At 39.6% G+C, this 25,098-nt stretch carries 22 protein-coding genes; 3 read left to right on the top strand and 19 right to left on the bottom strand.

Translation table 11 applies throughout. The features are described 5' to 3' along the window. Position 1 precedes the first annotated feature (1 nt). Positions 2–352 carry an MmcQ/YjbR family DNA-binding protein gene (locus tag H8S90_RS25435; protein WP_187340541.1) on the top strand — a complete coding sequence of 117 codons (351 nt, stop codon included), beginning with the start codon at positions 2–4 and terminating at the stop codon, positions 350–352. A gap of 95 nt (positions 353–447) precedes the next feature. Then, positions 448–3,495 carry a DUF2723 domain-containing protein gene (locus H8S90_RS25440; protein ID WP_187340542.1) on the top strand — a complete coding sequence of 1,016 codons (3,048 nt, stop codon included), beginning with the start codon at positions 448–450 and terminating at the stop codon, positions 3,493–3,495. A 330-nt stretch (positions 3,496–3,825) separates the two neighbouring features. Here the strand turns inward: H8S90_RS25440 and H8S90_RS25445 are convergent, their stop codons facing one another. The 9 genes from H8S90_RS25445 to hemA all read right to left on the bottom strand — a co-directional run bounded on the left by H8S90_RS25445 (position 3,826) and on the right by hemA (position 13,249). Beyond that, positions 3,826–4,359: a CopD family protein gene (locus H8S90_RS25445; protein ID WP_187340543.1), complete on the bottom strand. Its 534-nt coding sequence runs from the start codon at positions 4,357–4,359 to the stop codon at positions 3,826–3,828. A 44-nt stretch (positions 4,360–4,403) separates the two neighbouring features. Continuing rightward, positions 4,404–5,441 (bottom strand): uroporphyrinogen decarboxylase, encoded by a 1,038-nt coding sequence (gene hemE, locus H8S90_RS25450; RefSeq protein ID WP_255501742.1) that lies wholly within the window; start codon positions 5,439–5,441, stop codon positions 4,404–4,406. A 3-nt stretch (positions 5,442–5,444) separates the two neighbouring features. Beyond that, positions 5,445–5,957 (bottom strand): tol-pal system YbgF family protein, encoded by a 513-nt coding sequence (locus H8S90_RS25455; RefSeq protein WP_187340544.1) that lies wholly within the window; start codon positions 5,955–5,957, stop codon positions 5,445–5,447. 3 nt (positions 5,958–5,960) lie between these two features. Beyond that, a complete protein-coding gene (locus H8S90_RS25460; RefSeq protein ID WP_187340545.1) occupies positions 5,961–6,671 on the bottom strand; it encodes a response regulator transcription factor in 711 nt (236 codons plus the stop codon). 1 nt (position 6,672) lies between these two features. Next, the gene (locus H8S90_RS25465) at positions 6,673–7,539 is read right to left on the bottom strand and encodes a sensor histidine kinase KdpD (protein WP_187340546.1); all 867 of its coding nucleotides are present in this window, start codon (positions 7,537–7,539) and stop codon (positions 6,673–6,675) included. 30 nt (positions 7,540–7,569) lie between these two features. Continuing rightward, positions 7,570–8,934 carry a glutamate-1-semialdehyde 2,1-aminomutase gene (hemL, locus tag H8S90_RS25470; RefSeq protein ID WP_187340547.1) on the bottom strand — a complete coding sequence of 455 codons (1,365 nt, stop codon included), beginning with the start codon at positions 8,932–8,934 and terminating at the stop codon, positions 7,570–7,572. Positions 8,935–9,010: 76 nt separating this feature from the next. Continuing rightward, positions 9,011–9,979: a porphobilinogen synthase gene (gene hemB / locus H8S90_RS25475; RefSeq protein WP_187340548.1), complete on the bottom strand. Its 969-nt coding sequence runs from the start codon at positions 9,977–9,979 to the stop codon at positions 9,011–9,013. Between the two features lie 235 nt (positions 9,980–10,214). After that, positions 10,215–11,858: a hydroxymethylbilane synthase gene (hemC, locus tag H8S90_RS25480; RefSeq protein WP_187340549.1), complete on the bottom strand. Its 1,644-nt coding sequence runs from the start codon at positions 11,856–11,858 to the stop codon at positions 10,215–10,217. 146 nt (positions 11,859–12,004) lie between these two features. Beyond that, positions 12,005–13,249 (bottom strand): glutamyl-tRNA reductase, encoded by a 1,245-nt coding sequence (gene hemA / locus H8S90_RS25485; RefSeq protein WP_187340550.1) that lies wholly within the window; start codon positions 13,247–13,249, stop codon positions 12,005–12,007. A 216-nt stretch (positions 13,250–13,465) separates the two neighbouring features. Here hemA and H8S90_RS25490 point away from each other — a divergent pair, with 216 nt between their 5' ends. Further along, positions 13,466–14,719: an MFS transporter gene (locus H8S90_RS25490; protein WP_305082283.1), complete on the top strand. Its 1,254-nt coding sequence runs from the start codon at positions 13,466–13,468 to the stop codon at positions 14,717–14,719. A 67-nt stretch (positions 14,720–14,786) separates the two neighbouring features. Here the strand turns inward: H8S90_RS25490 and H8S90_RS25495 are convergent, their stop codons facing one another. From H8S90_RS25495 to H8S90_RS25540, 10 genes are all read right to left on the bottom strand, one after another. Continuing rightward, positions 14,787–15,419 carry an OmpH family outer membrane protein gene (locus tag H8S90_RS25495; RefSeq protein WP_187340551.1) on the bottom strand — a complete coding sequence of 211 codons (633 nt, stop codon included), beginning with the start codon at positions 15,417–15,419 and terminating at the stop codon, positions 14,787–14,789. Positions 15,420–15,549: 130 nt separating this feature from the next. After that, entirely contained in the window at positions 15,550–16,086 is a 537-nt protein-coding gene (locus tag H8S90_RS25500) for an OmpH family outer membrane protein (protein ID WP_187340552.1), read from the bottom strand. Between the two features lie 541 nt (positions 16,087–16,627). Continuing rightward, the gene (bamA, locus tag H8S90_RS25505; RefSeq protein WP_187340553.1) at positions 16,628–19,192 is read right to left on the bottom strand and encodes an outer membrane protein assembly factor BamA; all 2,565 of its coding nucleotides are present in this window, start codon (positions 19,190–19,192) and stop codon (positions 16,628–16,630) included. Between the two features lie 115 nt (positions 19,193–19,307). Further along, complete coding sequence (locus H8S90_RS25510; RefSeq protein ID WP_187340554.1) at positions 19,308–20,048, bottom strand: isoprenyl transferase; 741 nt, start codon at positions 20,046–20,048, stop codon at positions 19,308–19,310. Positions 20,049–20,056: 8 nt separating this feature from the next. Continuing rightward, entirely contained in the window at positions 20,057–20,881 is an 825-nt protein-coding gene (locus tag H8S90_RS25515) for a DUF6089 family protein (protein ID WP_187340555.1), read from the bottom strand. A 73-nt stretch (positions 20,882–20,954) separates the two neighbouring features. Further along, entirely contained in the window at positions 20,955–21,845 is an 891-nt protein-coding gene (locus tag H8S90_RS25520) for an NAD kinase (RefSeq protein ID WP_187340556.1), read from the bottom strand. Between the two features lie 154 nt (positions 21,846–21,999). Then, positions 22,000–22,665 carry a CBS domain-containing protein gene (locus tag H8S90_RS25525; protein WP_187340557.1) on the bottom strand — a complete coding sequence of 222 codons (666 nt, stop codon included), beginning with the start codon at positions 22,663–22,665 and terminating at the stop codon, positions 22,000–22,002. A gap of 178 nt (positions 22,666–22,843) precedes the next feature. Further along, positions 22,844–23,602, bottom strand: coding sequence for an alpha/beta fold hydrolase (locus H8S90_RS25530; RefSeq protein WP_187340558.1), 759 nt, complete (start codon positions 23,600–23,602; stop codon positions 22,844–22,846). A 108-nt stretch (positions 23,603–23,710) separates the two neighbouring features. Beyond that, on the bottom strand, positions 23,711–24,166 hold the full coding sequence (locus H8S90_RS25535; protein ID WP_187340559.1) for a GatB/YqeY domain-containing protein: 456 nt from the start codon (positions 24,164–24,166) through the stop codon (positions 23,711–23,713). 147 nt (positions 24,167–24,313) lie between these two features. Next, complete coding sequence (locus tag H8S90_RS25540; protein ID WP_187340560.1) at positions 24,314–25,078, bottom strand: SDR family oxidoreductase; 765 nt, start codon at positions 25,076–25,078, stop codon at positions 24,314–24,316. Positions 25,079–25,098 lie beyond the last annotated feature (20 nt).

Below are 25,098 nucleotides of genomic sequence, written 5' to 3' on the forward strand. Positions count from 1 at the left end.
AATGAATATCGAAGAACTAAGAACGTATTGCCTAAGCAAAAAAGGGGTTACCGAAGGTTTTCCTTTCGGCCCAGACACCTTGGTTTTCAAAGTAGGAGAAAAAATTTTCTTGCTTACAGGCTTAGATTCGAATCCCCTATCCTTCAATGTCAAATGTGATCCAGAATGGGCCATTGAACTACGTGAACAGCACCCACATAGTGTGTTGCCTGGTTATCATATGAACAAAAAACATTGGAACACTATTCGCGTGAATGGCGAACTCCATCGACAACAGCTCGAAAAAATGGTCGACCACAGTTATGAACTGGTATTCAATAGCCTACCGAAAAGCGTGAAAGACATTCTCTAGTGTAACAAAAACAAAGCGATTTTAATATTTAACATTTAACATTCGGTTTTTAACACTTTCTCCCACTACTTTTAAGGGAATAAAAACCCGAATTTATGGAGATCTCCTATACAAAACTCAACAACCTTCTTGGATGGATATGCTGCTTTTTGGCAAGCACCGTATTTTTTTTGACCAAAGAACCCACGGCCAGCTTTTGGGACTGTGGAGAATTTATAGCAGCCGCCTATAAATTGCAAATTGTTCACCAACCCGGCGCACCCTTGTTTCTACTGATTCAGAATTTATTTTCAAACCTCGCTTTTGCCGGCACTGGCCATATTGCTTATTGGATGAATACGGGTGCCGCACTATGTAGTGGTTTAACCATCTTATTCCTATTTTGGACCATTACGGCGCTGGCGAAGAAAGCCATGATAAAAAATCAGGAGATACCTGGCGTACTGCAGACTGCACAGATTATGGGTTCGGGCATCGTAGGTGCTTTAGCCTATGCTTTTTCAGACACCTTTTGGTTTTCCGCCGTTGAAAGTGAAGTATATGCCATGTCGTCCTTATCTACAGCTCTTGTCTTTTGGCTCATTCTCAAATGGGAAAACCACGCCCATGAGGTACGTTCGGATAAATGGTTGATACTAGTTGCCTTCATCATGGGGCTTTCCATCGGCGTGCACCTATTGAATTTGTTGACTATTCCCGTAATAGCGTTGGTCATTTATTTTAGAACCCATGAGCAAAGTTCCACAAAGGGCGTATTAAAAACATTGGGTGTAAGTTTCTTGATATTGGCCTTTATTCTGTGGGGGGTAATTCAATACCTGGTTATGGCAGCGGCACAATTTGATTTCTTTTTTGTTAATCAGCTCGGTTTAGGCTTTGGAAGTGGCATCACCGTTTTCGCCATGCTGCTGATCGCTGCCATTGTGCTGAGCATTCGCTACTCGATAAATAAAAATAAACCGCGATTAAACTTAGCGCTTATCTGTTTCAGTTTTGTGCTTTTTGGCTATAGCTCATTCGCCATGGTAGTTATCCGGGCGGCAGCCAATCCTCCTCTCAATAATTACGCACCGGACAATATTTTTTCCTTTTTAGAATACGTTGCCCGTGATCAATATGTGGCTACTCCATTAATTACGGGCAAATATTTCGATTCTAAACCAATAGCTGTTAAAAACGGCGCAAACATTTACCGGAAAGATCAGGATAAATATACGATCATAGGCAATAAACCGGTATATGAGTACGATCGATCAACACTGTTTCCCCGTGTGCACAGTAGTGAAGCCGGCCGCAGCCACCCGCAATTTTACCGTAGCTGGTTGGGTTTGACAACTTCCGAGCAACCTACCTTTATTAGTAATCTACAGTTCTTCATCACCTATCAGTCCGGGGTCATGTTCTGGCGTTACTTTATGTGGAATTTTGTGGGTCGGCAGAATGATGAAAGTGGTCAACTGGCCAATCTTACAGACGGCAACTGGCTAAGCGGTATAAAACCACTCGACAATTTGCGCTTGGGCGGACAATATGCGCTACCACAATCGGCACAAAACGAGCCATCAACTAACCATTTCTATTTTCTACCGCTACTTTTGGGTATCGTGGGGCTCTTGTGGCACTATAAATCCAGTAAAAAAGATATGGCAGTAGTAGGGCTATTATTTTTCTTTACAGGCCTGGCCATTGTATTGTACTTAAACGACACACCTATGCAGCCACGAGAACGCGATTATGTATATGCAGGTGCTTTCTACGCCTTTACCATCTGGATCGGATTAAGCGTGATGGCTATTATTAAGCTATTAAAACATAAGCTGCGGCCAAAAGTCGCCACTATCGCAGCTGTAATACTTGCCTTCCTTATGGCGCCGGCATTAATGCTCAAAGAAGGATGGGACGATCACGACCGCTCGCATCGGCATACTGCAAGAGATTTATACGCCCGCAACTACCTGGAGTCTTGCGAACCGAATGCCATCCTGTTTACCATAGGCGATAACGACACCTTTCCCCTCTGGTATGCGCAGGAGGTAGAAAATATCCGACCCGATGTCAGGATCGTAAACTTGGGTTATTTAAGCTCCGATTGGTATGTCAAACAGATGCGCGAACAGATGAACGCATCTGCCCCGCTCCCCATAAACATTCCGCCGGAGAAAATTGATAAAGGCATTAGAGATTATCTGGAATATGAAGATTACGGTATCTCACAACGCATTGAGATCAAAGATCTATTGGAGGTGATGTTATCTGATCATCCCAGTGATAAATCCACACAGAGCGGCCGGAATTTTCTGCCGACAAAAAAAATGAAGCTTGCCGTCGACAAACAGGACGTCTTAAAAAATAAAGTCGTTCCGAAAGCATGGGAAGACGCTATCACCGATAGTATGGAATGGGATTTCAATCAAGATTACATTACCCGAACGCATCTAGCCTTTTTTGATATTTTAGTAAACAATAAGTGGGAACGCCCTATCTATTTCAATGCCATGCCATCCAGTGAGTTAATGGGCCTGGATAAATATCTGGTCAATGAAGGACTGGTTTTAAAATTGATGCCGGTAGCCTTTAATCAAGAACGAGAGGCAGATGAAATACCGCCGGCCGGACAACTCAGCAATATCGATGCACTTCATGATAACCTTATGCACAAATATCAATGGGCAAACATTAATAAACTCGCCTATCTGGACCCTATTACCCGAAATATCATTCCCCAATTCACCAGTAATTTTAATCTGCTATCAAGAGAACTTCTAGTAAAAAACCAACGGGAGAAAGCCAAACAAGTAGCCAATAAATGTTTGGATGTGTTACCCAAACAGATCTTATCCATGAATCAGGCGGTAGATTTCTATTTTCTATCAGATACACTGTATGAAGTAGATGATACCGAAAAAGCGAACGATTTGGTTAAGCGGAATGCCGATTATGTCTCGGAGCAACTTACTTACCAACTGGCCATAGCTCAGGATAAAAAGGGAAGCCATACGATAGATGAAAAATCTTTAAGATTAGGTATGGGCATTATACACGCCCTATTGGAAAATACCAAAAAGTACAAACAGACCGCTATAGAAAACCACATTGCTCAGCAATATGCAAAACTGGAAAAGGAAATCGCAGAAACGATTTAATTTTATAAAACTTTTTTCCGCAAAAAGTAGGCAAAAGCTCCCGCTGTAGACAGCTGCTCAAAGGTAGTAACCTGCAAATCGCAGCTGTCTAAGGCGGTTTTTGAGCAATACGAAAGGGCGCTACGGGCAGGCATAAGGAATTATGCGGCTGGCAGAACGGCATCGGAGCATAGCGTGGAATAGTTTAGGGTTTTATTCATTAAGTGCTTGTTTTCATAGGTATTACTCATTTGTTCGTTTATGGTAAAGGGGCATTCGTGAGGTCGCTTTGCTTAGTTCATGAGCTTTCAATGGTCGGTTTTGCTCAGCTTTTTCTAAATAAAAAGATTTTTATTTTCTCTCCCTTATACGCTTATACAGTTTCACTGCCATCATCAGTATAACAGCAAACAATACCAATCCTATTACACCATATATCCAATTGACAGCGCTCTTCAATACCACAACAAAAACAATAGCAAACAGTAAGACCGTTGCCAATTCATTCCATAAACGCAATTGAATAGATGTCCAGCGATTAGTCTCATCACTTAACCTGAATAGGATACGCTGGCATATGAAATGGTAAATGATCAAGCCCAAAACAAGTATCAGTTTCACGTGCATCCATGGTTGCTGCAACCATGCCGGATTCAAATAAAGCATGATGGCACCTGCAATGATCGTCAGATACATAGAAGGTGTTGCTATTACCCACCAGAGTAAACGTTCATTACGTTGATACTCTTCATGTAGAACATCATAGGCTACCTTCGATTTAAGTTTGGCTTCTGTATGGTAGATAAAAAGCCTTACCATATAGAACAGACCTGCCATCCAACAGATAACAAAAATAATATGTATGGCTTTTGCGTATAAGTACATAAACCTTATCCGTTTGGGAATACCGTATTTGACAAAGCAAAAAACTAATACCTAAACCCCTTCACCAAATCAATGGCATATTTTACGTTATCAAAGGGAATGTCCGGCATGATACCATGACCTAGGTTAAAAATAAATCCTTCTTCCCCACGCATGCGTTCAAAAAGGTTTAGGATTTTTTTCTTGATCACCGCCCTATCCGCATAAAGTACGTAAGGGTCTAAATTGCCCTGAACGGCTACTCCTTTTGGCAAGCTGTTCTTCACATGCTTCAAATCAGCATTCCAATCCACAGAAATCACATCCGGCCTTGCTTCCGCCATAAGCGGAGCGAATACCGAGCTTCCTTTACAAAACGAAATAATCGGAATATCCTGTCTATCAAGCTGCGAAATAATATCCACATTATAGCGGTGTGAAAATTCGCGGTAATCATCCCATGAAAGGGCTAGTGCCCAACTGTCAAATAACTGTAAAGCATTCACACCTGCAGCTATTTGCATATTCAGGTAATCGGCGGTCACTTTCGCAATTTTTGCCAATAATTGATGGGCCAGGGCAGGTTCATTATTCAAAAACAGTTTTGTGCGTTTAAAATCCTTCGAAGAACCTCCCTCTATCAGATAACTGAGTACGGTAAAGGGAGCACCTGCAAAACCTATAAGCGGTATACTGCCCGCCAAACGTTGCTGAATAACCTTAATAGCATCTGCCACATACTGAAGCCTATCTTCCACCTCGGTCTGAAGTGCATCTATATCCTGCTTACTCCTTACAGGGTTTGAAAATTTCGGCCCTACACCCTGAATAAAATCCAGGTTGCCCCCCATAGCCTCAGCTGTTACCAAGATATCAGAGAAAAGTATAGCGGCATCGATTCCTAATAGATCAACTGGTAACATGGTAACATCTGCTGCAATTTCAGGTGTTTTACACATTTCAAGAAAAGAGTACTTATTCTTAATGGCCCAATACTCTTTCATAAATCTACCTGCCTGGCGCATCATCCAAACCGGAGGTCGTTCTGTTGACTGCGAAAATGCAGACTTTATAAATAAACTGTCTTTAATAGCTGTGGTCACTCTTTATTTGGGTATTTCGTTTTCTATTCTATTCACAATCTGCGCTATCCTACTACTTACTTCAAGCTCTTTTACTTTTTCTAAATAAACCTTTACACGATCATATCGCTTCATGCTCAGGTTGATATTGGCTAAATTGACAAAGATCAAAGCTTTATCGCTCTTTCTTCTGAAAGGCAACCTACTGGCTAGTTGAAAATGCCGTTCAGCAGCCTCATAGTCCAACAATTGCATAGCCAAGCTACCACTGATAAACTCGTAATAATTGCGTCTCCTTTTCCTCAGGTGATCAGGGTTTCTGATATCCGCCAATAAGGTTCTGGCCTGATCGTATTGCTTTTTCTTAAAAGCCTCAGAGGCCAATAACACCGTTCCTTCGCGGTAATAACTCCAAATCGTGTAGCCCATCAGCCCCAACATTAAAGCTGTTAACTGATAGGTTCTTGCGTAAACCGTATAAATTAACAGTAAAAATGCAATAATTACAACACCCAATCGAGCTTTGGAAGTCATCATAGGCTAAGCGGTCTTATTATCCGTAAACTTATATCCCACGCCTCTTATAGAATGAAAATAAATAGGATTTTTCTGATCAGGTTCGAAATATTTACGGAAAGTCAGGATAAAGTTATCGATGGTACGGGTAGAGGGATAAACGTCGTAGTTCCAAACGGTCTCTAAAATTTGCTCACGCGAAACGGCCTCATTTCTGCGTTCTATCAGCAATTTTAGTAGCATCGTTTCTTTCTTTGTCAGCGCTGTAACCGTTCCGTCAGCGTGATGCAATTCAAAAGAGTTAAAGTAGATCGTTTTATCGCCGATATGATAAGAATTAAGCTCTTTCAAATCATCTCCTTTCATCCCTCTACGCACTAAATTCCCCACTCGTAAAATAAGTTCTTCCAAATTAAAGGGTTTAACCAGATAATCGTCGGCACCCTTTTTTAGCCCAGTAATACGGTCTTCACTGGTATTTTTAGCGGTTAAAAACATAATAGGCAATTCTGAATTTTCCAATCGAATCGTTTCTGCTACCTGAAAGCCATCGATCTCAGGAATCATCACATCCAAGATGATAAGATTAAACCGCTCTTCTTTAAATTTTTTCAAGGCTTTTTTACCGTCTGTTGCCGTAGTTACCTTATACCCTTCAAGCTCCAAATTTAGCTTGATGGCCTCCAATAGATGTTCTTCATCTTCTACTAGAAGTATTCGTTGTTTTGCTTGCATATTAACTAAATGTTACATCAAAAATGCTCCCTGTAGGAGTGTTGTTTAAAACTTTAATCTGTGCATTATGTTTATCTAAAACTGATTTTACTATATATAACCCCAAACCGGTTCCTTTGGTTTTCCGGGTATCTTCACTACCCACCCGATAAAATTTATTAAAAATACGTTTTTTTTCTTCGTCGTTGATACCTATACCGAGATCTGCAACAGAAAAACGTATTTGATTACGATCATTTTTATAGAGTTTTACGTTAACATGAGCACATGGCGGCGAGTATTTGATCGCGTTTTCCACCAGATTAGTAATAACAGATGTAATAGCAAGTTTATCCCCAACATAATGGATACCTGATTCTACATCCGTTTTAATAATCTGAGAGGTACAAGAGTGCACCTGCAACCTATCAGTAATTCTATAGGTTAATTCCGAAAAATCGAAAGACTCCTTCGGTATACTTTTTCCAACATTCTCCAATTTAGTAGCCAACAAGACGTTTTCTACCAAATCATCCAAACGTTCTATATCTTTTAACGAATTTAACAGAAATTGCTTACGTTGCTCCTTGTTTAATTCGCGTTTTAAGATTGTTTGAATATATAATTTAATAGAAGCTAGTGGAGACTTTAATTCGTGTGTAACAGAAAGTAAAAAATTATGTTGTTGCTTATGTGTTTTATGCTCATGCACAAAAGCCTTTTTAAGTTTGATGGCACCCACCAAAAAAATGGTCATAAAAATAAATCCTTCACCAATAATCATCCCTCTCCGTAAAGGCTCAGCATCGATCAACAGCATCCCCCACCAAACGATCTGCGCAATGGCGTAAAAAACAAGGAAGTAAAACAAAAATAGTGACTTACGCATAATATTAAATTTAGCTAAAGTAACCCCAAACTACTTGAATACCACATCTAAACTCTCAAAGATAGCTCTTTTAGCCTTTTCAAGTTCAACTTTAGAATGTGCAGCAGAAATAAATCCAACTTCATAACCGGAGGGGCCCATATAAATACCTCTATTTAGCAATTCGCGGTGCATGACCTTATATTTTTCCATGCTCGCATGATCAATATCAGCTGCTGCCCGAATATGCTCTTTCTCGGTAAAAGCTATCCAAAAAATAGAGGCTATATTAAACACTTTTATCTTATAGTTTTTCGCATCAGCGTAACGTTGTATAGATGCAGCAAAGTCCGACGTCTTTTTGTTAAGTTCTTTGTAGAAACCATTTCTGCTCAGCTCTGTAAGCTGGGCGATGCCCGCAGCCATAGCAATAGGATTTCCAGACAAAGTACCAGCTTGATAAACACCACCATCCGGTGAGATGTGGCCCATGATTTCCGCAGAAGCACCATAAGCACCAACAGGCATTCCCCCACCGATAATTTTCCCATAAGTAATAATGTCTGGCTGCACGTCATAATAGGCTGCTGCTCCCTCAAATCCTAGGCGAAAACCAGTGATTACTTCATCGAAGATCAACAATGCCCCCTGCTCTTTGGTAATAGCTCTTAAAAAGTGGATATACTCTTTATCTTGCAGCAACAACCCATTATTTGCTGGTACCCCTTCAATAATAACCGCAGCAATTTCACCCGGAAACCTATCAAAAGCTTCAGTCAACGCATTTTTATCATTTAAAGCAATAACGATGGTTTGCTCCGCAAAAGATTTTGGCACACCGGCGGACGAGGTTTCACCAAAAGTGACTAAGCCTGAACCAGCTTTAACCAATAAAGAATCTGAATGCCCATGGTAACATCCCTCAAATTTAATTATTTTATCTCGCTTTGTATATCCTCTGGCCAAACGTATAGCAGACATCACCGCTTCCGTCCCAGAGCTCACAAACCGTAGCTTCTCCAAATATTTATTGTTCTTCAGAATCAACTCCGCCAGCTCATTCTCCAAGGCTGTAGGCGCTCCAAAGCTTAAGCCATACGGTAAAGCCGCTGTTACCGATTCACGGATCTTACTATTGTTATGGCCTAAAATAAGCGGCCCCCAAGAACAGCAAAAGTCTATAAACTGATTACCATCCGCATCCCAGATAAAACAGCCATCGCCTTTTTCAATAAATAAAGGTGTACCATAAACCGACTTAAATGCTCTTACGGGAGAATTAACCCCCCCAGGAAAATAGCTTTTTGCTTTTTCATATAATACAGCAGATTTCTCGCGTGATATATCGGCTTTCGAACGAGCGGAACGGGCTTCTTCCTCCGTTCCTGAAAACATCTTTTTTATAGATCCTAACATTTGTTTAGCAATTAGCTTTCAGCCATAAGCACTTCGCTCTTGACTTTATATCTCATTTTTACAATTAAAATTTCGTTTAAATCCATCCTTGTTCCACCATATCCCGGATATGATAGGTAGTTATCACATTCGCTCCTGAGCGAGCAAAAGCGTACATGGTCTCCATTACTACCTTTTGTTCATCGATCCAGCCGTTCTGGGCAGCAGCTTTAATCATCGCAAATTCTCCAGAAACATTGTAACAGGCCAAAGGCAGATTCGTTTCCTCTTTAATAGCTTTAATAATATCCAAATAAGCTAAAGCTGGTTTGATCATCAAAATATCAGCACCTTCTTTCACATCCTGTAACGCTTCTCGCATGGCTTCCTGCGGGTTTCGAAAATCCATTTGATACGCTTTTCTATCTCCTTTACCGGGAGCACAATCTGCTGCTTCTCTAAAAGGACCATAATAAGCAGATGCAAATTTAGTAGCATGCGACATGATTCCCACGTTGGTAAACCCTTCGAAATCCAATGCCGTTCTTATAGCACCTATTCTACCATCCATCATGTCAGAAGGAGCTAACATATCTACTCCTGCATCGGCATGGGCTAAAGACATTTTGGTTAAAACGGCTATCGTTTCATCATTCTGCACATAATCGTCTACCAGGATTCCGCAATGACCATGACTGGTATAAGAACAAACGCAAACATCGGTGATAATATAAAGGTCTTCTCCAAATTTATCACGGAGGGTACGAACTGCCTGAGACACAAGCCCCTTTTTGTCGTAAGCAATGTGTGCATCAGCACTTTTTTCCTCGCCTACACCAAATAGCATGATCTTATTGACACCCAATTTTAAACCGAGTTCAACATCTGCCAACAGTGTATCGATCGAAAAGTGATAAATACCCGGCATGGCATCAATAGCCTCCTTAACCCCTTTGCCTGGAACGACAAAGTAAGGATAGACAAACATGTCTTTTACTAAACGGGTTTCAGCCACCATTTCACGGATAACCGCGTTCTTTCTTAATCTACGTTGACGATAAATCATGTTCTATGTATTTATAAAAGAGCGATACGTGAAGCAATGAACAGGCTGGACAACGATCCGTTCTCCCCTTAAAGACCATATAAATTTTCAATGATTTTGAGTGTCTCTCAGCATGTTCTATATCGGATTGCCCCCTCACATAAAGCGAGGGAAGCCAATGTTCATGATCAGCTCTAAAATTTCATGTTTTACAAAGATAAAAGTAAACAGTGCCCGTGCCGAAACATAAAAAATTTTATAGCAATGGGGTGACAGTCTTAGATGATTCTCCACCATTAGTAGGATTTATATCACCAAAATCCAAGCTGAACACCGCCTCCGCTAAACCTATTTCATCTGGCGAAAAAGGCAAGGTATAGGTTAATCCTATTTCGGCTAGTTTTTTGCCCGTAGAATTGCCAATACTAATGATTTTCTGTCCAGGCTCTACTAAGTTATCTTTAAAGTATGCTTCTACATTGGTAGGACTGGTAAAGACTAATACGTCGGCACTCGAACGTTCTACCTCCTCATCTATACGCGTTTCATAAACAGGTAAATCTATAACTTTAGTATCTGGAGTTAATCTGCTTTGAATTGTTTTTAAGGATCCTTTTGCCCGGGGAAAAAGAACGGTTGATCCGGCGGCCACCTTTGCAAAAGCATCTCCCACCTTTTCCATCGCTATCCCCTCTGCTTCCCCCGTAAAGGAAGGGGTGATACCATATGATCGCAACATTTCTTCAGAGCCTCTCCCGACTACAGCATATTGTACATATTTACTTAGTCGTGGCTTCAACCGAAAAAAGTTTTCAATACCATTTTTACTGCTAAAGAACACCCATCTTACATATTTTAAAATATAAGGATTTAAGGTGTTGATGATAGAAAACACCTTAATGAGCGAGCGACTTTCAACTTTTATCTGGTGATTATTCAGTGCTCTTCTCAGGTAACTGGTATCCGAAAGATCGCGGGTTATAAAAACTGTGCTCGGGAGTTTACGCTGAGGATCGAATTTAGCAACAATTTTTTCTGATAATCCTATGGTATCGTCCACTTTTAAATATAAACGTGCAGGAAAACTTTCACCATCTTTGGCTTTTGCCGTCCAACATTCAAACCCGTCCTCAGTTTTACGGCAATAACAGCCTAGTGGCATATGGCAGCCTCCCTCAAACAGTTTAAGTACTCTGCGTTCCACTCCTATCGCTTCCGCCACCTCTACCTGATGCAAAGGTTGAAGCGCCTGCTCCAAAGCTTCATCTGACTCCCTTATCTGCACCGCCAGCACACCCTGCGCCGGAGCTGGGATAAGCTCTGTTGGCGGAATTACTTCGACATAAAATTCAGAGAGGTCCAATTCGAGACGATCCACACCGGCCTTTGCCAACATAATCGCATCATATTTCTCATCCCGTAATTTCTGAATGCGTGTATTAACATTCCCCCTCAGATCATCTATTTCCAAATCGGGGCGTAAAGCGAGCAACTGCGCCCTGCGCCTATTGGAAGACGTGCCTACGGTGGCATTGTGCTTAACAGACAAACGCTTTTTAGAATCGACGCAGTCTTTTAATATGATCAGCAATTCCGAAGGATCTTCTCGCTCAGAAACGGCTGCAACCTTCAAACCTGGAGGATTAGTAGTAGGCAAATCTTTATGTGAATGTACTGCAATATCGATTTTTCCAGACAAAAGTTCGTCTTCCAGTTCTTTCGTAAAAAAACCTTTGCCTTCTAACTTATCCAAACGTAGATGCTGAATATTATCCCCTTGGGTTTTGATCACCTTAAGTTCCGCAGAAATACCGATCGCTGCTAAACGGTCTTTTACATAATTAGCCTGCCACAAAGCTAATTCACTACCTCTGGTTCCAATAATAAGCTTTCTATCCACTTTCTAATAAATTTTTCCTACAATAAGAATCTGGTTTCTTTCTAATAAAAACACTCCGCAACATATGAAAAAAGATGGTTTGTGATCAAAACCATCTTTAATGTGCCATAAAAATAAAAAATTTATGCGATTGTAATAAGCAATCTTTAATTATCTGAAGTTTCTTTGCTCTTTGCCACCAGTATTTCTTTGGCCATAATCATGGGAACACTGATATATTTTTTCTCCATATAATTAATCACCTTCTCCAGTACCTCACGGGAATTTGCATCCAGTGTATTGAGCTCATTGGCAAAAACAGTATTCAGCGCAAACGATTTTATCTCTTTCACTTTTTCGGGTACACACCTCATAGCCAACTCCACCTTACGTTGCTTCAATATAGGCATAAATTCAGCAATATTAGACTCGATAATACGTTCAGCATGAATAAGTTCATTATAACGCTCCTGGAGATTTTTATTAGCAATGGCCTGTAACCCACTCACTTCTATATAATGCATCAGGTGATTGTTAACTACATCGTCCGATACATCATTGGGAATAGCTAAATCAACAACAATTTTTTTGGAGGTTTCCCCATTAAGAAGTGATTCATAAACAGTTGGAGTAATCACGGGATCTGTTGAGCCTGTACAGGTAATCAATATATCGAAACCTTTCTTATACTTCCATAGGTCCGCCAGCGTATAAGCTTCTCCATGCAATTCCCTTGCCAGACGCTTCGCCTTATCGTATGTACGGTTAAAAACCGCAAAATTTGAATACTTATGTTTTTGGAGATATTTAGAAATATTCTGGTTTGTCTCGCCAGCACCAACGATTAATATCCTTGGATTTTCAACAAACTTTAAATCCCGCATTTTACGGTAGGCTAGGGAAACAACCGACACAGGATTACGCGATATGCGGGTATGGGTATACACCTCTTTAGCCGTTTTCACTAAGCTGTTCATCATCAAGCGCATAAAATCACCCGTAAAACCTCCTTTCCTACATCGCTCATAAGCTCTACGTACCTGAGCCAAAATTTCCTTTTCACCAACTACAAGGCTTTCTAAAGAGCATGACATTCGAAAGAGGTGGTTTAGCGCATCGAGACCTTCGTAGGTAGTTACCTGATTTAAGAACTGATCAAACTGCTCATTAGGAACACAGAAATTCAGTCCTCTCAAGAACCCTTTGATGAAATCATCAGTTAGAGGATGTTGGCCATAAAAAACAAACTCAACACGGTTACAGGTCCCTATATAGAAAAGCTCGGTAATGTCAAAATGGTTCTTAACATTAATCAATCTACTTTCAAGCTCTTCATTGCAAATAACCAGATTACCTAAATCTTTTAGGTCAACATGTTTATGCGTAAATGCTATTACTTTAAGATGCTCCAAGGTCTCTTTACCCTCTTTATATTATACAGTTGACAAAAGTACATCTATACATGTGTTGCTCTGTCAAAACTTTGTCAAACACACTTATTTAGAATGTTTTTAAATTAACTTCCACCCGGTTGATTGCAACTACAAAGAAATAAAATAATACGTATTTCGTAAACTAAATGTGAATTTTTTTCCCAATCGATAGTTTAAGTAAATTATTAAGTTTGCATGTCAAATATAATTTTCATGCAGCAAACACCTACACAACAAACACCTACACAAAAGGTGATTACCTCTAACCAATCTGTTTCAAAAACCGTATATCCCATTTTATTTACTGTCAGCTTTTCGCATTTGGTGAATGATATGTTACAATCGGTTATTCCATCTGTATACCCTCTTCTTAAAACAAGCTATGGTTTAAGTTTCACGCAAATAGGACTTATCACCTTAACCTATCAATTAATGGCTTCTATCCTGCAACCTTTCGTAGGATCTTTCACCGATAAAAAGCCCACTCCTTTCTCTCTACCGGTAGGCATGCTCTTCTCACTTGGGGGTATGATTGCTTTGGCAATGGCTTCTGATTTTGGCACTATTCTACTTGCTGTTAGCGTTGTGGGTATAGGCTCGTCCATCTTCCATCCAGAATCATCAAGGGTGGCTTACCTCGCTTCAGGAGGCAGGAGAGGACTCGCCCAATCTATTTTTCAAATCGGGGGAAATGCCGGAAGCGCTATCGGTCCGCTGGTTGTGGCATTACTCATTATACCGAATGGTCAATCGGCTATTTTATGGTTCGTACTCATTGCTTTAGTAGGCGTTATTGCACTACTAAAAGTGGGAACTTGGTATCGTGCTCATCTCATTGTCCGATCAAAAAAACAACAAGCAGTAAGTGAAATTGCACCAACACTATCGCCTTCACGTATTCGTTGGTCAATCATTATCTTGTTGGTGCTTATTTTTTCTAAATATTTTTATATGGCCAGCATGACCAGCTATTTTACCTTTTTCATGATAGATAAGTTCAACGTTTCAGTGCAGCAATCTCAAATATATCTTTTCGGTTTTCTTGCTGCTGTTGCTGCCGGCACCTTCTTTGGAGGCCCTTTGGGTGATCGATTTGGACGAAAATACATCATCTGGTTTTCCATTTTGGGAACATCACCTTTTGCATTATTCTTGCCTCATGCTAATCTATTCTGGACAGCAGTCCTTGCTATTGTTATCGGTTTTATACTAGCCTCGGCTTTCTCTGCAATCTTAGTTTATGCACAAGAGCTATTACCTGGAAAAGTAGGTATGATCTCTGGTTTATTTTTCGGCTTTGCCTTTGGCATGGGCGGGTTAGGATCTGCAGTTCTCGGAACAGTGGCAGACCATACCAGCATTAACTTTGTATTCAGTCTGTGTGCATACCTGCCCTTAATTGGTATATTAACCTACTTTCTCCCAAATGTTAAAAAACCAAAGCAATAAAAGAAAGGGGAAGCAACTTTTGGTTGCTTCCCCTTTCTTTTATTGCCATCAAATTAATACTCAAAAACTAATTTGCTGGTGGAATAGCAGGTTGTTGTTGTGTACCTGTTCCAGGAGCACCTGGAGCCGCACCACCATCGGGAGCTGGAGCAACAGGCTTAGCATTCGGATCAATACCTAATTTAGTTTTCACCTCTGAACTAATATCTTCTCCACCGTCAAAATAAATTGTTGCTGGCTGCGAGATATCCAATACGTAAGCATAACCCTTTTCTTTTGCTACCGCCTGAATAGCTTGCTCTGCTTTTTCAAAAACAGGCTGGAATACTTCCTCTCTCTTTTGGCCTACCTCTTGCTCTGCACGTTGCTGTATCTGCTGCATACGTTCTTCCATCTCCTGGATATCACCTTGCAATGCTTGCAACTCTTTCCCTACTTCTTCTTTATTCGCTTCACTAACTGTTTTCTGTTTGTCATAAAAAGCAGTAATCTTTTTCTGACGCTCAGCATCCATTTGCTGAATTTCTGTACGTTTCGTACCAACAAAACTTTCTAATGCTTCGTTAGCGGTTTTATACTCCGGCATCAGGAATAAAACTTCCTGTGTATTAATATGACCAATTTTTTGTTGAGCGTTTACCGCGCCAACGGCTAAAAATAATCCTGCAGCTACTAAAACCGACTTTAATAAATGTTTCATTGATTTAATTTGTTTTTACTAGGCCCCTTAAGGCTATCTGATTTGTTTAAGTTAATTACGTTTGAAATACCCAATATTTGCATAAATACAAGACACATACAATAATGGTGCAATTTTAAGCAAGTATTCCCTATTTTGCAAGTCCTTCCGGCTTATAACCTAATCTTGTGATGACATCATCGCTTCTATCCAGTTTTGGGTTGGAATATAAAAAGGTGACTTCACTTCCTTTATCCAATACCATCTCAAGATTCTGGCTTTCCGCTACAGCCTGTATCGCTTTCGAAACGCGCTCCTGTATCGGCTTAATTAATTTCAATCGTTCCTGGTAAAGATCTCCTTCAAAACCAAATATCTTTCGTTGAAAATCCTTAGTCTCCCGCTCTTTCTGAACAATTTCATCTTCCCTTTTCTTACGCATATCATCACTTAACATGACCTGATCCTGCTGGTAAGCTTTATACATCTTTTCAATCTCGCTATAGCGCCCATCCACTTCTTTTTGCCATTTTTCAGACATATCTTCTAATTGCTTTTGCGCCGAAACATATTCCGGAATATGTTTCAGGATATATTCGCTATCTACATAAGCTAAACGCTGCGCAAACGCATATGTTCCTGTAATCAATAAAAAAGCAAACGTAAATAATATTTTTTTAGTGTTCATAATATGCAATTTAATCCTTCAATCAGTTCTTCTAAAGACAGGCATTAGACAAAATAGTTTAATCTCTTCTGCAAGAATCTTTGCCCCTATCTTTAGCTATTGATATACTCATCAAAATTTAATGCCAAAGATAATACCATAAATAGATAGTAAGCATAAAATTTAACATTTTTTAGCAATTCATTTTTTTCCCCAACACCCCAATAGCAAATTTCAGAACCGTTTGAGCAAGGCGTATCTATTGGAAAAAATGTAAGGTCCAATCTGGAAAGACTAGTACGCGCTTCCACCGTCTTACCGGAGACACCTGAAACAAATGATCTGGAACCTTGACGCATCCGTGCTGTTCTGACAAAATATGTTGAAAAGCTCCTAATAAAATCGTAACATCTTCATGCTTGTTTCGGCCATTCATCAGGTATTTACCAGGTTTTTATCAGGTATTGATCAGGTTTACCTGATCAATACCTGATAAAAACCACTTAATATCCAATAAATATCCGAATTTGATGGGAAATTTTTAGGTATTTTATAACAATTCTTAATTAAACCCGCCCATCTGCTGCATAATACTGAAAGTAAACGGCTGCCGCCATTGGTTATCCGGTACACCAGGAATTGGATCAAAGGCATGACCATAGTCGATACCCAACAGTCCAAAAATTGGCAAGAAGATCCGTGCACCAACCCCTACGGTACGCCGTACTTTAAAGGGATTGAAGTCTCTGAATTGATCCCAAGTATTACCGGCATCTGCAAAGCCCAATAAGAATACCTTAGCCTGCTCATTCATCATCACCGGATAACGCAATTCCATCTGATAACGGGTATAAATTGGACTACCCGAGTTACGAGCGATAGTAATCTCATTATTATTGGTCATACTTTCCGGTACAACCATACCATTGGTATAACCACGCATGGCTATAACTTCAGAGCCCTGTAAAAAATCAAAGCCCATCATACCATCACCCCCTAATTTGAAACGCTCGAAGGCCGATGTTCCTGTAACACTACTATATGAACCTATAAAACCGAACTGTGCTTGTGCTTTGAAAACCAATTTGCCGACTATCGTCTGAAACCATTGTGAATCAAACTTCCATTTGTGGTACTCTACCCAACGGTAACGCTCATGATCTGGAGCCGTAGGATAGTTAATTTTGTTAAACAACGAATACGGTGGCGTAGCCTGTACAGTAAAACGTAAATTTGAACCCGAAGTAGGAAAAATAGGGTCACTCAAAGAGTTACGGCTGATTTCTTGCGTTAAGTTGATATTATAAGAAGTACCATTAGCAAACAAGAAATATGAATTATAATTGTTCAACTTATACTGCTGCAAGTTGAGGGAATAATTAATCTGAAACAAATAATCAGGCCATTTTAAACGCTTACCCAAGCTTAACGTAACACCGTTCATCCGAATACGCGGTGTGGTCTCGGTAATATGCTCCCTGCCTGTATAAGGGTCCCAACCACCTAAGGTGGACATCGAAGTGAAGGCGCTTACTCCAAAATATACCGGTTTCTTACCACCCAACCAAGGCTCGGAGAAGGAGAAGCTGAAGGACTGATAAGACCGTCCACTAGTCTGCCCCCTAAGACTCAGCTTTTGTCCATCACCTCTCGGTAGTGGCCGCCAGGCCTTTCTATTGAAAAAATTAGCGGTGGAGAAATTATTAAAGGTTAGTCCTAAGGTACCAATGATACGCCCGGCGCCAAAACCTCCTGAAAGTTCTACCTGGTCAGATGGTTTTTCAGCCACCGTATATTCAATATCAACCGTACCATCACCAGGGTTTGGTTTAGGCACCGGTGACGTTTTAGATTCGTCAAAATTACCCAGTGTGGCAATCTCCCGTATATCGCGCATGATATTGGTTTTGGAAAACTTTTGCCCAGGCTTTGTCTGTAATTGTCTCCTGACCACTTTATCATTCGTTACATCATTTCCTTTTAATAGGATGCGATTAACATCGTATTGCGGTCCTTCATACATGCGCATCTCCAGATCAATGGTATCACCATATACTTTTACCTGTACAGGATCCACCTGAAAGGTAAGATAACCATCATCCATGTAATACGCGGAAACGTCAGCCCCTGTCTGCTTGGCACCGCCCAGTAACTTTGTATTTAGCTTTTCCTCACTAAACTCTTCTCCTTTTTCAATACCTAGTATTTTCGTCAATTGCTCATCGGTATATTTTGCATTTCCAGACCAGGAAATATCCCCGAAATAATACTTAGGTCCTTCGTAAATATCGATATCTATACGTACATTTTTACGATCTAACTGTGTTACAGAGTCGCGTAAAATAACCGCGTCACGATAACCTTTATCGCGCATTTTTGCTAAAAGAGCCTCCTTACCTTCGTCATATTTCTCATAGTTAAATTTACCTGGCCCCCAAAATCTCCACCATCTCTTCTGTTTTACCTTTTTCAGGTATCGGTGCATCTTGTAATTGGAGAAATCTTTATTTCCGGTAAAATTGATTTTTTTTGCTTTTACTTTTTTATTCCGATTGACCTGCACTTGTAATATCTGGTTGTTAGCCTCGGTGCTGTCTTTCACTTGGGTGGTAGTAATATCGGGATATAAAAACCCTTTCTCTCTTAAATAACGACTAATGGTATTACGGGTAGTGTTTAATAAATTTTCATTAATGATTTTACCCGTATTTTCATTTAAGCGTTTACGCACCTCTTCGGTCTGGCTCTTACTAAGTCCTTTTAAATCAATGCGTGTTAAACGGGGACGCTCCACTACATCGATATTAAAAAAGATAGAATCGCCCTTTATCATGTCTACTGTAAGCTCCACGTTATCAAATAAGCCCTGCGCCCACAGATTTTTGATAGCATTGGATGTTGCTTCTCCAGGCACCTCAATCCGATCTCCTATAGCCAATTTTGATATGGTAAGCAATACATCATTATCTAAAAACTGCGTACCGCTAATCGTTACTCCTCCAATAATGTAATCTTTGGGATTCAAATAGCTAAGATCATCATCAGGTTTGGAAGATCTTCGAAACTGAGCAGAAGCTATCTGTGCCCCTATAACGTAAATACCTATTAAAAGAAAAAGTCGCTTCATCGAAATTATTTATTGCCGCTAAAGTAAAATAAACAGTTGTTAATTTTTGTTAAACTATTTTTTTTCAACCGTTTCTATTTTCAGCAATTACTATTTTTTTATTTTATCTATTCAATTATTTTAGCTGTTCACTTGTTAAACCAAACCGACGTTCCCGGTTTTGGAATTCAAGTACCGCTTCGTATAAATCCGCACGCCTAAAGTCGGGCCATAGCTTGTCTGTAAAATAAAGCTCCGCATAAGCTAATTGCCAAAGCAAATAGTTACTGATACGTTTCTCGCCACTGGTTCTGATCATAAGTTCCGGATCCGGTAAAGGATATGAGTTCAAGTATTGCGCAAAGGTGGTTTCCGTAATATTATTTACATCGACCTCTCCTTCAACAGCAGCTTTAGCGATTGATTTAACCGCATCCGTTATTTCCCACCTGGCACTGTAACTTAATGCCAGCGTAAGCGTACATTTTGTATTAGTGGAGGTATCTTCCATACACTTTTTTAATGATTTAACAGCTTTCGACGGCAATTCATCTAAATTGCCTATGGCATTCAGGCGTACGCCATTCTTCATCATGGTTCTCGTTTCCTTAGCAATAGAAGACACCAACAATTCCATTAAAGCTGTTACTTCTAGTTTTGGACGTTTCCAGTTTTCTGTAGAAAATGTGTATAAAGTTAAATAAGGCACACCCAAATCTACCGCTCCCTCCAGCACATCACGAACAGACTCTACTCCTTCCTTATGCCCAAATACACGTAATTTACCCTTTTCTTTTGCCCACCTTCCGTTACCATCCATTATAATAGCGATATGTTGGGGCAATTTATTGCGGTCAATCAATTCAATATTAGTCATTTTCTAAACTAGTTCCCTTTTATATAAATAGGACACCCTGCCCTGAATATTGCGTATGTCAACGTAAAATTTGCCAACATATAGGCGTCCCTCTTTCTTCCATCTCCGCGTTGTGTGCCTATCAATGTCTCATATGAAGGATCGATAAAATATCTACGCTGCGCTAAAGCTTCGTTTCCTAAAGCGTACCTTTCCGGAACGCCATCATATGCACTGATATAGCTCCCACTAATATCATCTAAATAATCTGTAAAGGCTACCCGGTATCCAAACTCCACGCCTACACTCCAAGGTCCTTTTAGATTATATCGAAAACCGATACCAAAAGGTACGCTTACCTCAAACCTATTATATGTCACTCCTTCTGTTTGATAAGGATGAAGGTTAACCAAATCACCATCAAAATTATAATTCTTTGGTTGAAAGTGAAAGCCCCCTACCCCCACAAATAGATAAGGTGTATATGAAACTCGGTTATACGAGGGCTCAAATTTAAAGAAATTAAACTCTCCAACGATAGACGCCTCATATAAAGATGTCTTAAAATACAATTTCTGCTGTTGGAGATGTTCGTTTGAGTTAGAAGAAGCGTCTCCCTGCACATTTGCCCGTATAAAATTCATCCGAACCGCCCAGTGTCTACTCAGATTTTTCCTGATAAGTAAACCGATAGTCCAATCATTTATATTCAACGGATTATCTTGATTTAGCTCTCCCATATAGCCCGACATACCTCCACCCAAACCCAATTCCCAATCTTGAGCACTTACGTTGGTTATACACCCTGAAAGGAGTAAACAAACAAAAAGTGTTTTCTTCAGACTAGTAACCATTCATCCAAATAAAGTTGGTAAAGATAAAAGAATTAATTTATAATGAGCTATTAGAAATAATACACCCATCTAATCAGTAATTTCTAGTATCTAAACCCCAAAGCAGCTTTTGTCTCAATGTTCTGAAAAAGCTTTCATTCTTAAGTCGAATGAGATTCACAGCGAAATCCGCTTTACGAATATGAATGTATATATTGGTTTTAACGGGACGTGTGTCCGAATCACAGGAAAAAAGAAATTCGTCGCTTCTACTTTCAACTTCTAAGCGTATAATGCTACTATCTGACACAACTATTGGCCTAACATTTAAATTATGAGGTGAAATTGGCGTAATAATAAAGTTTCCTGATCCCGGCATTACGATAGGTCCTCCGCAACTCAATGAGTAGGCCGTTGATCCCGTAGGTGTGGCGATTATTAGACCGTCCGACCAATAAGAATTTAACAGTTCATCGTTTACATAAGCATGAACTGTCATCATGGCCGAGCTGTCTTTTTTAACAAGTGTGATATCGTTCAGGGCAAAACAAAGGTCTTTCTTATTTTTATGCGCTTCACTGGATGTATAAGAGCTCAAGAGAACCCGCCTTTCGATATCATAATTACCCAATAACAGTTCCCGAAAAGCGTCCTTTATATTGTCTTTCCCGATACTTGCCAAAAAACCTAATCTACCAAAATTTATTCCCGTTACGGGAATTGTACTATCGGCGATAATGGATACTGCAGCAAGCATTGTACCATCACCTCCAAGGCTTAACATAAACTTAATATCAGGTGGAAGATCGCTATTCGATTGAAAGGCGTGTATGGATTGAGGATAGTCTATTTTGTCAACAAGAAATTCTCTAAAAGGGAGGTAAACCCATACTTCGATTGCTTCCTCGGCCATCAGGTCAAATAATTCTTGAACGTATTGAATAACCTGATTTTGGAACTCTCTACCATACACGGCTATTTTCATCAGATAGTTTATTTTTAAATGACAATGAACCTTACACGAGTTGTATCTTTTTTATTTCCTTCTGTGAGTGACAGCTCATGCAGGTTTCATCGAGATAATTATTTTTTCTGCTATTTATTTCATTAAACTGGTGAGCAGATGGTATAGGCTGCGCTTATAAATTCAGATAGTTCATTAACTGATCGTAACGATCTCTAGTAGAATCATAACCCCTTTTATCATTATATATGGCTTTAACGATATAATCGTGCCGCAAAAACGAAGCAATAATGGACGAGATATCAGATCTATTCAATTTTAAAGTTATTTCCAAACGTGTTGAATCCGGGAAGCTACGGACACTTGAACTGAGAATCTGCGTATTATCAGATTCTACAATTTGTGCAATATGTGACATAGAGTTGTCCCTACTGCCGATTTCTAAAACAACAATTCCACCCTGTTCATCCGAAACCAAACTTTCTGCAAAGTAATCAAGCACATTTTTCAAGGTAAGCACGCCCTTATATTGCTGTTGCTCGTCAACCACTGGCAATATATCCAGTTGATGCACGTGAAATAGACGTAGTGCATCATAAATGTGCTGATTCTCATAAACAAAAATTAGTTTCATTGTATGGGGTACAGCTATAGCTTTCATTTCTAAATCGGCAGTCTGCTCTAGTAACTCATCCTCCATTAACAGCCCCATATAGAGATTACCTTGCACTACTGGTAGCTGGGAGATCTTATATTCTGTCATTCTATCTAATAAATACTTTAAGGTATCATCTGAATTGACAGGATAAATATCGTTTACTATTAATTCACCGGTAGTCATCGTTTCTATGCTAAGTTAAAAAACATTTGTACGCAACTCAAACATCTCGTCTGTATTTATTATAACTATATATTAATACGGTAAAAGAGAGCATTTGGTTTATATTATTTTTATATAGCATACTTTCTGAGTAAAACTGATAAAAAAATAAATGAATCAGATTAGCTAAATCCTCGTCTTATACTATTTTATCCAAAAAAGCTCGCAATTGCTGATTAAACTCCTGTGGCTGCTCCATCATTGGTGCATGCCCGCATTGATCAATCCATGTTAATTCAGCATTTGGCAGCAAAGCTAAAAACTCCTCGGCTACATCAGGAGGCGTAATTTTGTCATTTTTACCCCAAATCAAACCAACCCGAACATGGATACCTGGCAATTCCTTTGCCATATTATGTCTAATTGCTGACTTCGCCATTGCGATCGTTTTTATTACACGCTCCTTATTATTAACGGTAGCAAAAACTTCATCTACTAGTTCTTTGGTTGCTGTTTTAGGATCATAAAAAGTAAACTCTACACGTTCCTTTATAAAATCATAACTTTCTCTCCTGGGGAAAGAGCCACCAAAAGAGTTTTCATATAAACCGGAACTACCTGCAAGCACCAAGGCTTTAATTTTATCTTGATGTTCCACAACATACATCAAAGCAATATGCCCACCTAAAGAATTGCCAACAAGAACAAAATCCCTCAAATTCATGTGGTTAACAAATTTCTCCAACCACTTACTCAAACTCTTAACTCCTGTTGATATAATTGGCATATCATAAATAGGCAGCATAGGAATAATTACCCGATATTCTCCTTTAAGCTCTCCCACTGTTTCTTCCCAGTTACTCAATGCTCCCATTAAACCATGGAGTAAAAGCAAAACCTGTCCTTCTCCTTCGTCAATATATTTATAACCTTTATCTTCCTTAATGGTCAATTCCATATAATTAATTATGATTTCGATATTTTTTAACTTTTAAATATTAAGCTATTAAGCAATGCTGATATTAAATCTTTGTAGAAGAACAAGCGATACAGATCTCAATAAGTACTATAAGGCACTTAATAGTTCTTTTACTACCTCAGACACCGTTTTACCATCTGCTTTTCCTGCAAGTTCTTTATTGGCTGCCCCCATCACCTTACCCATATCTTTCATACTCGCAGCACCTGTTAGGCCAATGATATGTTTCACTTTTTCGCTGATCTCCTCCCTACTCAGCTGTTTGGGCAAATAGGTTTCTATAACCTGCTGCTCCTCTTTTTCAATCTGATAGAGGTCTTCTCTATTTTGTTGCTGATAAATTTCGGCCGACTCCTTACGTTGTTTAACCAACTTTTGAAGCACCTTTATCTCCGCCTCTTCCGTAAGCGCATCTCCGGCCCCTTTTTCTGTTTTTGCTAACAATAGCGCAGACTTTATAGCTCTTAACCCTCTTAGTCGCGTATTATCTTTAGCCAACATAGCAGCCTTTATATCGCTATTTATGATTTCTTCTAATGCCATATATTTATTATTTAACCGCATCAAACCACTAAAAGTAATGCTTTTTCCTTTATTTACAGTGGGAATATTTCCATTATACAAAATATTTGCAAATGGCAAAACTACTTATTTTACGGCTAAAATAGCTACTTTGAAATAAGTATTTACTTAAGATTTACTATTTTTATAGAATAAGGTGCCCGAAGCCTGCGCCGTAGGCATTAACAAAAGATCGTTTACATTCACATGTGCGGGTCGTGAAGCGGTAAACCAAATCGCTTCGGCAACATCTTCCGCTGTTAATGGAGTAAAACCTTCGTAAACCTTTCTTGCACGTTCCGCATCTCCCTTAAATCGAACAATGGAGAACTCTGTTTCCACCGCTCCTGGATCTACGCTCGTTACCTTTATATTATAGGGTAATAGGTCTATACGCATAGCTTTAGTTAACGCATCTACCGCATGTTTTGTTGCACAATACACGTTACCATTGGGATAGACTTCTTTTCCAGCTATTGAGCCTACATTAATAATATGTCCACTCCCCCGCTCTTTCATAATTGGTGCAACTATTCGGGTAATATACAGCACGCCTTTAACATTGGTATCGATCATCCGGTCCCAATCGGCTATATCACCTTCGTGTATAGGATCAAGTCCCTGGCTCAACCCAGCATTATTGATGAGCACATCCACCTCCTTCCATGCATCCGGTAATTCATTCCATGCCTTTTCAACCAATGCGTTATCTTTTACATCTAAACCTACCGCATGAATTTTAACGCCGTATTTATCCTGAAGATCATTGGCCATTGCATGTAACCGATCAACACGTCTAGAGGCCAGCAAAAGATTATATTTTTCGCGCGCAAATATTTCAGCACAAGCAAACCCTATACCTGAACTTGCACCCGTTATAAAAACCGTTTTCATATGCTTTAACACTTTTATTA

This window comes from Olivibacter sp. SDN3 (genome assembly GCF_014334135.1).
Classification (GTDB): Bacteria; Bacteroidota; Bacteroidia; order Sphingobacteriales; family Sphingobacteriaceae; genus Olivibacter.

Bases quoted from the DNA above. Each gene is read 5' to 3' on its own strand.
- H8S90_RS25435 (WP_187340541.1), top strand. From the start codon at position 2: ATGAATATCGAAGAACTAAGAACGTATTGCCTAAGCAAAAAAGGGGTT.
- H8S90_RS25440 (WP_187340542.1), top strand. From the start codon at position 448: ATGGAGATCTCCTATACAAAACTCAACAACCTTCTTGGATGGATATGC.
- H8S90_RS25445 (WP_187340543.1), bottom strand. From the start codon at position 4,359: ATGTACTTATACGCAAAAGCCATACATATTATTTTTGTTATCTGTTGG.
- H8S90_RS25455 (WP_187340544.1), bottom strand. From the start codon at position 5,957: ATGATGACTTCCAAAGCTCGATTGGGTGTTGTAATTATTGCATTTTTA.
- H8S90_RS25460 (WP_187340545.1), bottom strand. From the start codon at position 6,671: ATGCAAGCAAAACAACGAATACTTCTAGTAGAAGATGAAGAACATCTA.
- H8S90_RS25465 (WP_187340546.1), bottom strand. From the start codon at position 7,539: ATGCGTAAGTCACTATTTTTGTTTTACTTCCTTGTTTTTTACGCCATT.
- hemL (WP_187340547.1), bottom strand. From the start codon at position 8,934: ATGTTAGGATCTATAAAAAAGATGTTTTCAGGAACGGAGGAAGAAGCC.
- hemB (WP_187340548.1), bottom strand. From the start codon at position 9,979: ATGATTTATCGTCAACGTAGATTAAGAAAGAACGCGGTTATCCGTGAA.
- H8S90_RS25490 (WP_305082283.1), top strand. From the start codon at position 13,466: ATGTCAAATATAATTTTCATGCAGCAAACACCTACACAACAAACACCT.
- H8S90_RS25495 (WP_187340551.1), bottom strand. From the start codon at position 15,419: ATGAAACATTTATTAAAGTCGGTTTTAGTAGCTGCAGGATTATTTTTA.
- H8S90_RS25500 (WP_187340552.1), bottom strand. From the start codon at position 16,086: ATGAACACTAAAAAAATATTATTTACGTTTGCTTTTTTATTGATTACA.
- bamA (WP_187340553.1), bottom strand. From the start codon at position 19,192: ATGAAGCGACTTTTTCTTTTAATAGGTATTTACGTTATAGGGGCACAG.
- H8S90_RS25510 (WP_187340554.1), bottom strand. From the start codon at position 20,048: ATGACTAATATTGAATTGATTGACCGCAATAAATTGCCCCAACATATC.
- H8S90_RS25515 (WP_187340555.1), bottom strand. From the start codon at position 20,881: ATGGTTACTAGTCTGAAGAAAACACTTTTTGTTTGTTTACTCCTTTCA.
- H8S90_RS25520 (WP_187340556.1), bottom strand. From the start codon at position 21,845: ATGAAAATAGCCGTGTATGGTAGAGAGTTCCAAAATCAGGTTATTCAA.
- H8S90_RS25525 (WP_187340557.1), bottom strand. From the start codon at position 22,665: ATGACTACCGGTGAATTAATAGTAAACGATATTTATCCTGTCAATTCA.
- H8S90_RS25530 (WP_187340558.1), bottom strand. From the start codon at position 23,602: ATGGAATTGACCATTAAGGAAGATAAAGGTTATAAATATATTGACGAA.
- H8S90_RS25535 (WP_187340559.1), bottom strand. From the start codon at position 24,166: ATGGCATTAGAAGAAATCATAAATAGCGATATAAAGGCTGCTATGTTG.
- H8S90_RS25540 (WP_187340560.1), bottom strand. From the start codon at position 25,078: ATGAAAACGGTTTTTATAACGGGTGCAAGTTCAGGTATAGGGTTTGCT.